Below are 12,993 nucleotides of genomic sequence, written 5' to 3' on the forward strand. Positions count from 1 at the left end.
AGACAGCCGGCTGGCCCGTAAGGAGGGATCACTTACCCTCAGCCTCGGAGGCACATACGATTTCGTGCTGGCGACGTTGATATTGAGGAACGACGAGAGAGGCGGGCCCTTGGCTGTTGACTCTGCCGTCCTCTATCCAAATCACATTTGCCGCGTCACGCGCCGTTTCAATGCGGTGCGTGATCAACAAGATGGTCCTGTTGCCAAGCTTTCTATCAATCGCACGCCGCACTTGGTCCTCGAGCGCGGTATCGAGTGCGTTCATCGCCTCATCCAGGATCAGGAAGTCCGGATCGCGCAATACAGCTCGCGCGAGGCCAATGCGCTGCCGCTGGCCACCGGAAAATCGCAGTCCTTCCTGTCCGATCCAGGTGTCGTAACCGTCGGGAAGGTCCTCGACGAATGCCGCGACACCTGCACTGCGGGCGGCGGCAAGGATCTCTTCTTCGGTCGCATCGGCTTTGGCCATTCGGATGTTCTCCGTCACCGTGCCCTCGACGAGGTCGACGTCCTGCCCCGTCACGGCGATCTTGGAAAGCCAATCGTCCCGCCTGATATCCTGGAGCCGGGTACCGTCAATCTTGATGTCGCCGGAGGTCGGTTCGTATAGCCGCAGGAGGAGATTCACGATCGTGGTCTTGCCAGCGCCACTTGCGCCGATCAGCGCAGTGGTTACTCCGGCTGGAATCTCGAGCGACAGGTCCGTGAGCACCGGTGCCTTTGGATCATATCCAAAGGTTACGCGCTCGAAGACGATACTCCCCTTCAAATTCGTGAGCGCAATTGTTCCCTGCGATGGATATTCCTTGTCTTCGGACTGGATCATCTCCAGGACCGAGCGCAGTTGCGGCTGCATCTGCGCCAGAAACAGCAGGTTGCTTTCGAACTCCTGGGTATGCGGTTGCAATCGATACAGCAGCGCGACCGCGGCCAGCGTCACCTCGAAGCTGATGTGCCACCACCCCGAGACCAGAACGATGGAGCCCAACATTCCCAGATAGCCGATCTCGGTGGTTGGCCCGATCCATGACGAAAGGCGGATCATGGACAACGAAGCGTCGCGCGCGGCCGCCGACGATTGCACGAAGCGGCGCTGATGAAGCGCCTCCTGTCCGTAGGCGCGGATGGTGCGCAACGCCTGGAGCGTCATGAGCATGTGCTCGCCGAGCGATTGATGGATCTTCTTCACCTGATGCCCAAGGTCACGCGCAGGCCGCGAAAAGATGCGCAAGATCGCGGAGATCGCAATTGAGCCGAAGGCTGCGATCAGCAGGATCTTCCAGGAGATCGTGAGCAGGAAGACGGCGAACACGAAGATCGAGCAGCTATTTATGATGAGCCGGGTGACAGCGCCATAAGCTTGCGCGACCAGCCACGATTCGGTCCCGAGCACCTCCATGAGTTGCGACTGCTCGTGCTGCTGGATGGTTCCGAAAGCGACTCTGAGATATTGTTGGTGAACGAGGTTTCGTACGCGTTCGCTGATCCGTTCGCCAATGCTGGAGCTTATCAACGAATATACCAGCGCTAGTGCTCCACGTGCGAGGATGAGCAGCAGGATCGCGAAGGCGAGCCGGGTAGGACTACCGAACCAGGCGACTGCCAGGCCCAGCGCCCGACCTTGAAGGCCACCTCCTGCCTCCGTGATCCGGTTGGACACCAAATAGAGGAACAGCAGGATCAGAGTGATGCCGAGCGTCTCGGCCAAGGACGACAGAAAGCCAAGCGCGAGCAGCACGGGGGTCGCCCAGCGCGGCTTTCCAACGATGCGAAGCAGGTGTGAAAGATCGCGCAACGAAGCACGGACTGCACCGCGGCGTATGGCGTCTTTGGCGTCGCTCATTTCAGTTCCCCGGTCGGGAAGCGCGCGGTCACCTGCGGGCGGATCGGTCGCCGACCGCGCACCAGCCTCATCGCGACGCGCTTGGCCAACTGAGCGCTGATCCGCGGCAAATCGAAGGCTATTATCCGCATGGCAATCGCCGGATGATGGCGGAGCAAGAGTGACAGGATCGGAAGCACATAGCGCGGTTGCCTCTGGCGCAACGTTCGCTCCAAGAGCCAGGCCGAATAGAAATGCAGGCCCTCACGCAGCGTAGGTGCTGCATCGGGGTGGCGGCCGAGCATTTCGTCCACCACAAGCATCCAGGATCGCAGCATGCGAGTCATGTTGCTCGACATATTTCCCGGCAGATAGCGATACCCGACCAGCGGCTCTTCGACGACTTCGAAGTGGTACCATTCGGCGACGCGACAATAGAAGAGGATGTCTTCACAACCCTGCGCACCCGCCTCGCGCAGCCCGCTCTCGAAACCGCCGGCGTCTATCAGTGCCTGCCGGCGTACCAGGGCGGCGCTGCCGTTACCAACGAAATTGCCGTGGAAGAGGCGTTCAAGCACATCGCCCCGCCAGTTTGGCCGATGCTGATCATCGGTTACCGTACCCTGGGCATCGACCACCAGATACCAGCAGTAGACGAGCCCAACTTTCTCGTCTGTCCGATCGAACACAGCCATCTGACGCTCGATCTTGGTCGGCGCCCAGAGATCGTCGGCGTCGACAAATGCGATCAGATCAGATCGCGCCGCTTGCCATCCCCTGTTGCGAGCAGCGGCCACGCCGGCGTTTGCCTGCTCGATAAGCCGCACGCGCGGGTCGATCTCCATGTGACCTCGGGCGATGGCAACAGTCTGGTCGCGCGAGCCATCGTCGACAACGATAATCTCAAGCGCTTTGTAGGACTGCGAGCGAACGCTGCGGAGCGTCTCGTCGATCGTATCTTGCGCGTTGTAAGCGGGGATAATGACGCTGACCGGTTCGCCGTTCATTCAAGGACGGCCTCTACAATGGCAACAAAGTCATCGAGCGAACGATCGCCGCGAATCTCGATGCGGGGAAGGTCGATCGGATCGCAATCGAGGTCCGCCGGCCCATGTCTGCCGCCAAAGCCGATTCGATAGCCGCACTGCTTGGCCAGCCGGCCAAGCCGTCGGTCGGTGACCGAGAAAGGTGCCGCTAACGCCATCGTCGGCCGGCCGGTCCACCGCTCGATGAACATCCGTGAGCGTAACAACTCGGCGGCCAGCTCGGAGCTCGAAAGACCGTCGATCGCGCGATGCGTCGCCAGATGGCTTCCGAAGAACACACCTTCGGTGGCGAGGCGACGCACCGTTCCGGCGTCCATGAGCGGCGTCGGTGGACCAAGGTCGGCATCCCACCGCGCGCTTTCCCCCACCAGGTCCGTCACCAGGAACACCTCCGCGGTCAAGTCGTTCGCTCGCAGGATCGGCCAGGTTTGGTCGGCAAAGTTCTGAAAACCGTCATCGAAGGTAATGAGCACCGGGCGCCCAACGAAAGGGTGACGGTTGGCGACGAACCATTCCAGCTGATCGGAAATGATCGTGTGAAAGCCATTGGCGCGCAGCCATGCCATCTGCTCGGCAAACGCGGCGGGCGTCAACCGATAACGGGCGAGCGCGGCCGGACCTTCATCGGAGATGCTGTGATACATGAGAACAGGGATGCGTTGCCGCCGCTCGCTGCGCGCGACCTCGCGGCGCAACGCCCGCGCCCCGCCCCAGACGATATTTCGCGCGACCTCCATTTCGATCGGCGCGCGGATTGGGACATGATCGATCGTCGGTTCCGTCATCACTTCTTCAGGTGACACGCGGCGGAAGCGGTCGATGCGGTAGAGGTCGGTCTGGATCGATCGCTCGAGGATGAGGCCTTCCGTCGCTGCCAGCGTCTCCGAGATAACTTGTGCACCGAATTTGTTGTCCCAATCGAAGCCCGTCCGTTCCAAATTGTCACGAAGCACGAATGCGTGTGCGCTGACAAAACTGCCGCCAGGCGCCAACGCCCCGACGAGTTTTGTGGCGAGGTGTCGCAATTCGGCGAGATCGTCCAGGAAATAGAGCACCTCCGAGCAAATGATCAGGTCCATCCCACCCGGCAGGATATCCGCGGAGAAATCCAGCACGCCGAACTCGACATTCGGCTGGTCCGAGCAGCGCGCGCGCGCGCGTTCGATGGCTACGGCGGAAATGTCGGTTGCGGTCAGATGGCCCACCAGCGGCGCCAGTTGCCGCGTGAAGTGGCCCTCCGCACAGGCCAGTTCAAGCGCCCGTCCTATGGGACCGGCCGGCAGAATTTCGAGCTGCCGCTCGTATTTTTCCTGCTCATAGGCCGAACCGTAGTTCCAGGGATCCTCGGTCGCGAAATAGCGATCCCAGAACGACGCGCGATCATTGTCGCGCCTATCTTCGGCCCGGACAAGGCGCGGCGGCGCAAGAGGTTCCATTGGCTCGGCACTCGAACGCACCAGCCCTTGAGCTTCCGCTGCCAACCGCGCCAGTCTGCCGTAGTGGCTGCCCGGACCAGACCGGCGTCCCGCCGCCGACAGCAATGCCTCTGCTGCAAACATATCCGCCTTGTCGGCTCCAGCGTTCTGTTGCAGATCTGGTACAGGCGATCGGCGCGCCAGCCGCGCGGCTCCCTTCCAGAAGCGAAACGCCATGCGCTGATAGCCGGAAAGGCCGCGTATAACCTCCTGAGGAGGCACGAAATTCAGAATCAGTTCAATCCAATGACGCCTTGTCACTCTGCCGAGCACACCGAACTGCACCAGAGCCTCGATCTTGCCGTCGATCATCAGGTAGGCGTAGATTTGATCGATCCCTTCCGGCAATTCGGTCGAGGTTGGATTCCGAGCATCGATGCGAATGCCGAGCGTCAGCGCCAGCGGACGCGGCGCGGCAAGATCGTCGAAGTCGAGGAGCATTTGCTCTAGGTGATATTGTACGCGGCGACCCGCCACGGGATCGCCCCAGATTTGGCCGAGTTCGATGATCAGCCCGCTCAAGGGGCCGCCGAACCTGTTCCACTTGGAAGCCAATTGCTCCGGCGCCGATAAACTTCCCACCACCAGGCCGTCGAAAACCACCTTGGCGATCTCACGCGCCCAATCATATCTGGCCGGGAGCGCACGCAGGGTCTGCGGGTTGATCGAGCCACCGCCGCTGCCGCAATCAGCTGCCGCGATCCACAGCGCGAACCACGCCAGTGCTTCGGAAGCGGTGCGGCCGTCCGCCGAGGTCGCCCCATTGGCATGCGCCGACGCTGGATGCTTGACCCTGGGGTCGGCAGAAAAGCCGCGGGCGATAACGATTTGCGCGTCTGCCAGCATCTGCCTCGAATTGCGGGTGAGCGAGTTGGGGCTTGCCCGATAAAAAGCGAGCGGCTCGTCGATCATCACCCAACGTTTGCCTTGACGTGCGACGCGCTGCCACAAATCCCAGTCCTCGCAGGTGTGCAGCGACACATCGAAGCCGCCCAACTCGACAATTGTCGCCCGATCGATCAGCAGCGCGTGAGTGCGGATGGCACATCGGCGCGCGAATGTCTCGAAGGGTTCATTCGCAACCTCGGCCGCGATGCTCGACGGGGTCAGTACGCCATCGGGCATCACGCGCCGAGAACCGCAATAGCCAGCCACGGCATCAGGCGCGGCCTCCAGTGCTGCCAGCATCTTTGCGAGGAAATCGGCATCCACCCAATCGTCCGCATCCAGGAACATCAGCCAGCGGCCGCGCGCCATCGAAATCCCTTTATTGCGCGCCCCCGCGGCGCTATGGGCGCAAGAGTTCGCGGTCCGAAATCGGGCATCGCGCTCAACATAACCGGCGATGATTTCGGCGGTATTATCCGTCGAGCCATCGTCGACGATGATCGCCTCCCAATCAGCGATGCCCTGACCGAGGAGGCAATCGAGCGCTTGTGCCAGCGTGACTTCGGCGTTCCGCGCAGGTATCACGACTGAGACCAAGGGATTATGCGCCACGCCGTCTTACCCGCGCCTGGTTCGGAGGTAGAACAGGATTCCCGAAGCATAGCCGGCGATTTCCTGCCAAAGGAAATGATCCTCAGGGACCCTGCGTCCAAGCAACCTTCTGCGAACCCTGCCAAGGTACCAAAGTGGCTTCCATTTGAGAACCTGCCTCAAATTCGCCTTGACGCCAGTTCGTTCGTACTGGACGAGCAACGCGGCTGCGTGACCGCGCATGTAGAAGTAGATTTGCTTGGCCAAGCCTTCCATCGTCCGCCTGTGGAAATGGAACGCGACGGAGGTGGGCTGGTAACGGCAGTCATATCCATTGGCGAGCAGCCGATACCAATATTCGGAATCACCCGAACATCCTGCCTGACCGACGTCGAGGCGCTCGTCAAACAACCCGGCGCGGTCAAACACGTCGCGCCGGAACGCCATGCTGGCGCCGGCCCCGACTTTCCAGGCAGGGAACACCTCGTGCCTGCTGGCGGCAAAATCGGCCGCGCGGAAAATCTGAGATGTATAGCCCTGCCCGAAACTCCAGAATGTCTCGAAATAGCGCTGCGCTTCGGTGGCAATCTCGGCGGGCAACACGAGACCCGTCACCGCGCCGATCGAGGGGCTGTCAAATGCTGTGACCAGCCGCTCAAGCCATTGCGGATGAAGCAGAACGTCATCATCAGTGTATGCAACGATCTCCGAGGAAGCACGCAAAGCTCCCCGATTGCGGGCTATATCCAAGCCAGGTCGATCCTCACGCACATAGATGGCGCCGGCAGCGAGCGCTACCTCGCGCGTTTCGCTGCCTCTCGACGCGTTGTCGACCACAATGACCTCTTCAGGAAGGAAGGTTTGCCGAGGAAGCGAGGCGAGGCAGCGCCGTAATTCGTTCGGCCTGTCGCGTGTGCAGATGACCACGCTGGCGCTAGGCAGATCCAGAACCGGTGCAGTGAGGCTTGCGTCTTGAGCGGTCGCAATTGGGGTAATGCGGCACTCCCCGTCGCTCGCCCTGAGCAAATGCCCGACCGGCAGTCCACCGCGCCACAAGACGATCATGCCGTCGTCGCAGCCTTGGGGAGCATCTTGGATGTCCAAATCCACATGGCGGACACCCGCGCAGCCGTCCACGCCAAACATCTTGCGTAGTTCTGCTTCCAGCATATTTGCGTGCCCGTCTGGGATGGATGACATCTTCACCAGCTAATTTCGCCATAAAGAGGCCGAAACTCGGCGTCTCTGTTTAGCATCCGTTTCATGCCAACCTTGATCCAGCGAGGAACCAGCCTGGCCCGGCAGTATAAGTTTACCATGTCGGGCAAACGCGAAATCGTCGTGCGCGGATCCAGGGTGACTGACGTCTTCAACAGGCTGCCGGCCGCGTGAAACCGCCCCTCGATCAAAGCTCTTGTGGCAAGCCACTGGATCATGTCGACCAGATGGGCATCGAGATCGCTCTCGAATTGCGGATATTTTCCACGAAACTCGGCAAGGACAATTTCACAGGAACGAAGCATCTGCATGACATCGCTCGACATGTTGATGCTCGTCATCCGGTAACCCACGAGGTACTGAGGCACGACGCGGAACTCGTAACTTTCCGCTATTCGCAGACACATCAGAAGATCCTCGCAGCCTTGTGCGCTCCTGGCCCGCAGCGACGGATCGAATTGTCCCGCTCGCTCGAACGCGGAGCGACGGACAAGCATCGAACTTCCGTTACCGACAAAATTTTGTCTGCACATGCGCTGGAGAACGTGACCTTGGGCATCGGGTTGATTGTGCAGCGAGAATACCCGGTCGTCCTCGTCGATATGCGCAAACCAACAATATGCCAGGCCAATTGAAGAGCCACCGTTCCTCAACGCGCGCAACTGAAGTGCGATTTTGGATGGAGCCCAAAGATCATCGGCGTCGACAAACGCCAGAAACTCTGCGTCGGTAGAAGCGGCACCCCTATTGCGAGCGTGCGCAACGCCGCCATTTGACTGCCCTACGAGGCGTATGCGCCGATCTTTCTCGGCGCAGGAGGCCACGATCGCTGCGGACCCGTCCGTCGATCCATCGTCGACCACGATAATATCCAATGTCTGGTAGCTCTGCCGGCAGATACTGGTCAGGGTAGAGCGAATGGTTCGCTCGGCATTGAACATCGGTACCACGACGCCTACTGTGGCTTTGTCCGAGATCATCGGGACTTCGTTTTCTCCGCAAGGGTTGATAAAAGTTATGCGGGCATAGTCGTCGGTACCGCTCTCTTCAAAGATCGGGGCGAATTCGCGGCAAAACCGCTATTCCATTAGCTTCTCCTTAATAAGCCAGTCAACCAGCAGGCTCTGACCGCCGGGGCCGACCTGTCGCGAAGGCCGTTCTAAAAGTCGCTTGGCGTTGTCTCGCCAGGCAGGGGCCTCAACCAGGCAACTTATGGATGTGCCGGGTCACGATGACATTGAACACGCGGAACTCTATTCACGCGAGGCATCTTGGGTTCGTCCGGCGGTATAGGGGTATGGATCGGGTCGTAAGGCCAGTGAGCCGCAAGCCGCTGCTTGGCGAACCTTTTGACGAAATTATCCGTAAGATACTGATAAATAACAATAATGGTGGTGGATACAGTCTGAAGCGAACCTGTCTCCGGCAAATTCCCTGCTAGACGGCGAAAAACAGGGAGATTTCGTGAAAAGTAGCGAAATTGGCCAAATTCAAAATGTGATTAGTACGCTATTTCAATCGCTTAGCTATCAAATTCCTGATATATCAGGAAATTTATCACAACAAACAGGCATGCCGTTGGGATATCGACGGCGGCGCGACGACAGAAGAACTGACGCAAGTTCGGGAGGGATGCACATCAAACGTTTGCTCGTCCACCCGCTACAGAGGCGCGTAACGCCCTATTTGTAGCGTCCGTGGCGCTGCAGCACCTCGATCTGGTAGCCGTCGGGGTCGGCCACGAAAAAGAACCGCGCAAGCAGCGCGCCTTCGCGGTTGAACTCGACAATTTTTCGCGGATTGAAACCTGCGGCCGCTAGGCGCTTGTATTCTGCGTAGAGATCGTCAACGCAAAGGGCCAAGTGGCCATAGCCGTCGCCAAGCGCGTAAGGCTCTCCCCTGCCCTTGTTGATCGTCAGTTCAAGCTCGAAATCGGCTTCCGCATTGCGCAGATAGACCAGTGTGAATGTGTCGAAATCCAATCGGTCCGCAACATCGAGTCCGAATGCGCCTTTGTAGAAACTGACCGACAGGTTCTCGTCCACCACCCGGATCATCGAATGAATTGCTTTCGCCAAAGGAACCTCCAGTCTGCCGGGTGGTCTCGGATGCCGCCGACGATGGCCCATTGGTGGCAAAAGGGGTGGCAGCCGGTTACCACGTTAGGAAATTGGCGTGAGGCTGGTTCACGCACCAAGGTCCGATTGTAGTCACTGCAAATTGAGCGGAAAATGCGCTTCGGGTTGGTATCATATCGGCGTATGGGCTCAGAAACCCCGCTTCGCCCAGACCAACATCAAACGGGAGGTCTTCGCATGTGTAAGGTCTTTGCCGGGCAGGATCCGGAAGGGTATCGCCTAATCAATCGCTCAGTTCGAATAGGTGGCCATTCGACGAGCATCCAGCTCGAGGCCACTTTTTGGACCCTGTTGGACGAGATCGCCCATGGACAGGGGATGACGGCGCCGAAATTCCTCTCGACGCTTTACGATGAAGCGCTGGAGATCAACGGCCATATCCCGAACTTTGCCTCTATGCTGCGCACCACGTGCGCACTCTACCTGCGCAACAGGCAACCACTTGACAGCGACCGCTCGGAATTGACGAACAAGGCAGCCTGACACGGGCATGACTCAAAACGCCCGATCCCGTGTAGCAGCCGCCTGCTACCGACCACCCGAATTTTGGCGCTATGGGATAGGAATGGCGAACTTCGCCGAGGCGGTGTAGAGTTCACCTCAAAAGAGGAACAAGCCGTACTAACGGCGACGCCAAGCGAATCTGGGAGGATTCATGGTTGAAATTATCTCCAAGCGGGATGGCCCGCGGCGCGAGGACGTACAAGTCAAGAGACTGATTGAGCAAAACCGCTCGACCATCGTTCGCCTTGCCGACCAGATCAGCGGCGGCGGCTATTCGGCTTCCAGGAAGCCGCGCCAGCAACCGAAGGCGGAAGGCCTGATCATCCATGTTGCCGGCAGTGCCGCGCCTGTGGCCGAAGCCAAGCCGTCCATCCAGGTCACCATCAACGGCCGCGTGATCTCGAAGGATCAGAACACGGGCCGCCAACTTCATCACATCGGCGATATCCGCAACCGAGGCGGAGACCAGATCTTCGTGCTGGCCACGAAGCAGAATGGCTTCTTCTCGCCGGTCGACGAAACGGTCGCCGAAGCACTTGCTGAGTTGGACGGATCCCGCCTCGCCGCCACCTATACCGAAGAACAGCTTGCCGTCGATATCGGCGCGAAACTCGGCATCGACTGATGAGGCAGACGCCCGGGCGTGCTTGTGCGCGTCCAATCCGCGTCAGCTTACGAACCCGACAGCATACCCCAAAAGGTTCTGTGATGACTGAATGAAACGCGAGATAGGCCCCAATCAGATGAAGATCGATACTCTTCCGGCGCGTGCGTCGCTGGCCGCCGGGCAAATTGTTCTGGGCAACATCGACTATGACGAGCGCGCCACTATGCGCGCCTGGGAAGATTTTCTGGCTGACGAACCCAAATGTGCCCGTGACCCAGTCCACCCAAGCCACGTCCGCTCCCTCATTCACGATTCCTGGTATCGCAGCGTCACCGGCGGCATCAACGCCCAGGGGATTGAAGCGCCGCTGAGCAGTGATCGCGATGAGATCGAATATCTGACCCGGGCCAATGCGGAACTGCTTTCGGCGGCTCGGCGGTCGTTCGCCTCCCTTGGCCAGTTGTTGCAAGGGACAGGCGCGATGCTGGTGCTTGCCGACAGTGACGGCGTGCTGATCGACGCCATCGGCGACAAGAAGACCCTGCACGACGGCATGGATATCCATCTGGGCATCGGCGGCAAATGGAACGAGGACGCCGTCGGCACCAACGGCATCGGCACGGCGCTGTGGACCGGTGAGCCGACTTTCGTCCACGCGGCAGAGCATTTCTGCGCCGGCATCAAATCCTGGACCTGCGCTGGCGCGCCGATCCGCGACCCGCTCGACGGCAAGATCATCGGGGTCGTCGACCTCTCAGGCTATTCGCCGATCTTCCGGCCGCACAACACCGCGCTCGTCGCCGCTACCGCCCGGCAGATCGAAAAGGCATTGGCCGAACAGCAGCAGGAGCAGCGCACGCGCCTGCTCGAAGCCTTCATTTCCTCGGCTCCCAGCTACCGCCGGAAGGACGGGCTGGTGATCGTCGATCACCGTGGCCGGGCGATCTTCTGCAACAATGTGCCCAACGGCGACACGACGGATATGATGGACGGCCCGATGGAACCGGGCCGCGGTCGTTGGCTCATGAACCTGCCGGCGTCCGGCTCCGACGCCGATCTCGCCAAGGCGCTGCCGGCGCATCTGCGATCCTGCCACGTTACGCCGCTGAAGCTCGACGGCGACCTTCGCGGCGCAGCTCTGGTGTTCCCCTCCGTGCCGATCGTCTCCAGCGCGATGACAATAAGCCGAGAGGTGAACAAGCACCTGCAGACAGCCGCGGAGATGATCGTCGGTGAAAGCGAGAAGCTGCTCGCCGCCGTCGATGTGGCCTCCCGCGTGGCGCGGTCGAACGGCGTCACGTCACTGCTCATAGAGGGTGAAACCGGCGTTGGAAAAGAGCTGTTCGCGCGGCTTGTCCATGCCGGCAGCCGGCGCACCGAAAACGATCCGTTCGTCGCAATCAATTGTGGGGCGATAACCAAGGAATTGTTTGGCAGCGAATTGTTCGGCCATGTGGCCGGAGCCTTCACCGGAGCCTCGCGTGAGGGCAAGCCGGGCGTCTTCGAAATGGCCAATGGCGGAGTGCTCAGTCTAGACGAAATCGGCGAGTTGCCGCTGGAGATTCAGCCATTCCTATTGCGCGTCCTGGAAGAGCGTGTGGTCCACCGCATCGGCGACTCAAGGGGCCGGCCGGTGGACGTGCGACTGGTTGCCTCGACCAACCGCGACCTCAAGCAGGAAGTGGCGGCCGGACGCTTCCGTAGTGACCTCTACTACCGCATCGGCGCCGTCTCGATTCAAGTCCCGGCCTTGCGTGAGCGCGGCGACGACGTGCTGTTGCTGATCGAGCATTTCAATCGCCGGATCGCTGCGCTGGCAGGCAATGATCCCCTGGAATTTTCAAACGACGCATTGGACGCGCTGCTCGCCTATCGATGGCCGGGCAATGTGCGCGAACTGAAGAACCTAGTGGAGCGCCTGCACATCCTGGCGCGCGGCAGCTCTATCGAGCTCCAGGACCTTCCCGAGGAGATCAATGCGGGCAATCGCAACGACATCGCCATGCACAGCGATCATCCCGCAGCCATGCTCGAAGCACCAGTGTACACTTTCGAGGATGCGGAACGCCAGGCGATCAAGAACGCGCTGGCGGCAGAGAGCGGCAATCTCAGCAAGGTCGCCGTCAGGCTCGGTATCTCGCGACCGACGCTCTATCGCAAGCTCGGCCAATACGGCATTCGGCGGGGCTTTCTCTAGATCAGGCCTGCCACCGGCAAAAAACCCGCGGCATTCGCGCCACGGGCTGGGGAATGTTCGGCGACTGAGTTGCCCGCAAGCAGCGGTCGCCAAGCATAGGCCGACCAGCCATTCTGGGTGAAGCCGTTGGCCGCCACGTCGTAGCCGCCGCCTTTGCCTTGATTAGGTAGAGCACCGCCGATGCAACGATCACCCCCGCGCATTGCGCAACCACATAGCCGATGAAATCATTGGATTTCAGTCTGCCGGCGACGAAGAGCCGAGGCTTACCGCCGGACTGAGATGGGCGCCTGAAATTGGTCCGATCGAATAGGCCATCGCCACCACCGAAAGGCCGAATGCCATGGCCACGCCGAGTTGACCGACCTCGGAGCGCATGAACAGAACCGTCGCGCAGCCGAAGAAGACCAACCCGAAGGTTCCGATGAATTCACAGACGTATTTTGTTCATATTTTTCTCTCCCTCTGGATGATGGTGTGAACCGGACACCGCACATGCTCGCGCGA

The 12,993-nt window shown here is 60.1% G+C and carries 10 protein-coding genes and 1 pseudogene; 4 read left to right on the forward strand and 7 right to left on the reverse strand.

Annotated features, from left to right (window positions below; all coding sequences use genetic code 11):
• Window positions 1-28: 28 nt before the first annotated feature.
• From C7I87_RS05740 to C7I87_RS05760, 5 genes are read right to left on the reverse strand one after another with little or no spacing between them, the layout of a single operon-like run.
• Window positions 29-1,843 (reverse strand): ABC transporter ATP-binding protein, encoded by a 1,815-nt coding sequence (locus C7I87_RS05740; RefSeq protein WP_149903301.1) that lies wholly within the window; start codon window positions 1,841-1,843, stop codon window positions 29-31.
• Window positions 1,840-2,829, reverse strand: coding sequence for a glycosyltransferase family 2 protein (locus C7I87_RS05745; protein ID WP_149903302.1), 990 nt, complete (start codon window positions 2,827-2,829; stop codon window positions 1,840-1,842). The genes C7I87_RS05740 and C7I87_RS05745 overlap by 4 nt, the downstream gene beginning before the upstream one ends.
• A complete protein-coding gene (locus tag C7I87_RS05750; RefSeq protein ID WP_149903303.1) occupies window positions 2,826-5,843 on the reverse strand; it encodes a trifunctional glycosyltransferase/class I SAM-dependent methyltransferase/polysaccharide deacetylase in 3,018 nt (1,005 codons plus the stop codon). Before C7I87_RS05750 ends, C7I87_RS05745 begins: the two co-directional genes overlap by 4 nt.
• Window positions 5,844-5,849: 6 nt before the next feature.
• Window positions 5,850-6,992 carry a glycosyltransferase family 2 protein gene (locus C7I87_RS05755; RefSeq protein WP_246696195.1) on the reverse strand — a complete coding sequence of 381 codons (1,143 nt, stop codon included), beginning with the start codon at window positions 6,990-6,992 and terminating at the stop codon, window positions 5,850-5,852.
• Between the two features lie 32 nt (window positions 6,993-7,024).
• Entirely contained in the window at window positions 7,025-8,020 is a 996-nt protein-coding gene (locus tag C7I87_RS05760) for a glycosyltransferase family 2 protein (RefSeq protein ID WP_149903304.1), read from the reverse strand.
• A 208-nt stretch (window positions 8,021-8,228) separates the two neighbouring features.
• Between C7I87_RS05760 and C7I87_RS05765 the strand changes: the two are divergent.
• Window positions 8,229-8,355 (forward strand): annotated as a pseudogene (locus tag C7I87_RS05765) (integrase); the annotation flags it as partial.
• A 367-nt stretch (window positions 8,356-8,722) separates the two neighbouring features.
• Here C7I87_RS05765 and C7I87_RS05770 read toward each other — a convergent pair.
• Window positions 8,723-9,118: a VOC family protein gene (locus C7I87_RS05770; RefSeq protein WP_149903305.1), complete on the reverse strand. Its 396-nt coding sequence runs from the start codon at window positions 9,116-9,118 to the stop codon at window positions 8,723-8,725.
• 237 nt (window positions 9,119-9,355) lie between these two features.
• Here C7I87_RS05770 and C7I87_RS05775 point away from each other — a divergent pair, with 237 nt between their 5' ends.
• The 3 genes from C7I87_RS05775 to C7I87_RS05785 all read left to right on the forward strand — a co-directional run bounded on the left by C7I87_RS05775 (window position 9,356) and on the right by C7I87_RS05785 (window position 12,486).
• Window positions 9,356-9,661 carry a ribbon-helix-helix domain-containing protein gene (locus tag C7I87_RS05775; RefSeq protein WP_149903306.1) on the forward strand — a complete coding sequence of 102 codons (306 nt, stop codon included), beginning with the start codon at window positions 9,356-9,358 and terminating at the stop codon, window positions 9,659-9,661.
• Between the two features lie 172 nt (window positions 9,662-9,833).
• Window positions 9,834-10,307, forward strand: coding sequence for a hypothetical protein (locus C7I87_RS05780; protein ID WP_149903307.1), 474 nt, complete (start codon window positions 9,834-9,836; stop codon window positions 10,305-10,307).
• 91 nt (window positions 10,308-10,398) lie between these two features.
• Window positions 10,399-12,486, forward strand: coding sequence for a sigma-54-dependent Fis family transcriptional regulator (locus C7I87_RS05785; protein ID WP_149903308.1), 2,088 nt, complete (start codon window positions 10,399-10,401; stop codon window positions 12,484-12,486).
• A 237-nt stretch (window positions 12,487-12,723) separates the two neighbouring features.
• Here C7I87_RS05785 and C7I87_RS35835 read toward each other — a convergent pair whose 3' ends face one another.
• Window positions 12,724-12,897, reverse strand: a complete 174-nt coding sequence (locus C7I87_RS35835) for an aquaporin (protein ID WP_246696196.1) — start codon at window positions 12,895-12,897, stop codon at window positions 12,724-12,726.
• Window positions 12,898-12,993 lie beyond the last annotated feature (96 nt).

Origin of the sequence: Mesorhizobium sp. SARCC-RB16n, from assembly GCF_008520305.1 — a bacterium.
GTDB lineage: Bacteria > Pseudomonadota > Alphaproteobacteria > Rhizobiales > Rhizobiaceae > Mesorhizobium.

Coding starts and splice junctions, on each gene's coding strand:
- C7I87_RS05745 (WP_149903302.1), bottom strand. CDS start 2,829: ATGAACGGCGAACCGGTCAGCGTCATTATCCCCGCTTACAACGCGCAA.
- C7I87_RS05740 (WP_149903301.1), bottom strand. CDS start 1,843: ATGAGCGACGCCAAAGACGCCATACGCCGCGGTGCAGTCCGTGCTTCG.
- C7I87_RS05785 (WP_149903308.1), top strand. CDS start 10,399: ATGAAACGCGAGATAGGCCCCAATCAGATGAAGATCGATACTCTTCCG.
- C7I87_RS05755 (WP_246696195.1), bottom strand. CDS start 6,992: ATGCTGGAAGCAGAACTACGCAAGATGTTTGGCGTGGACGGCTGCGCG.
- C7I87_RS05760 (WP_149903304.1), bottom strand. CDS start 8,020: ATGATCTCGGACAAAGCCACAGTAGGCGTCGTGGTACCGATGTTCAAT.
- C7I87_RS05775 (WP_149903306.1), top strand. CDS start 9,356: ATGTGTAAGGTCTTTGCCGGGCAGGATCCGGAAGGGTATCGCCTAATC.
- C7I87_RS05780 (WP_149903307.1), top strand. CDS start 9,834: ATGGTTGAAATTATCTCCAAGCGGGATGGCCCGCGGCGCGAGGACGTA.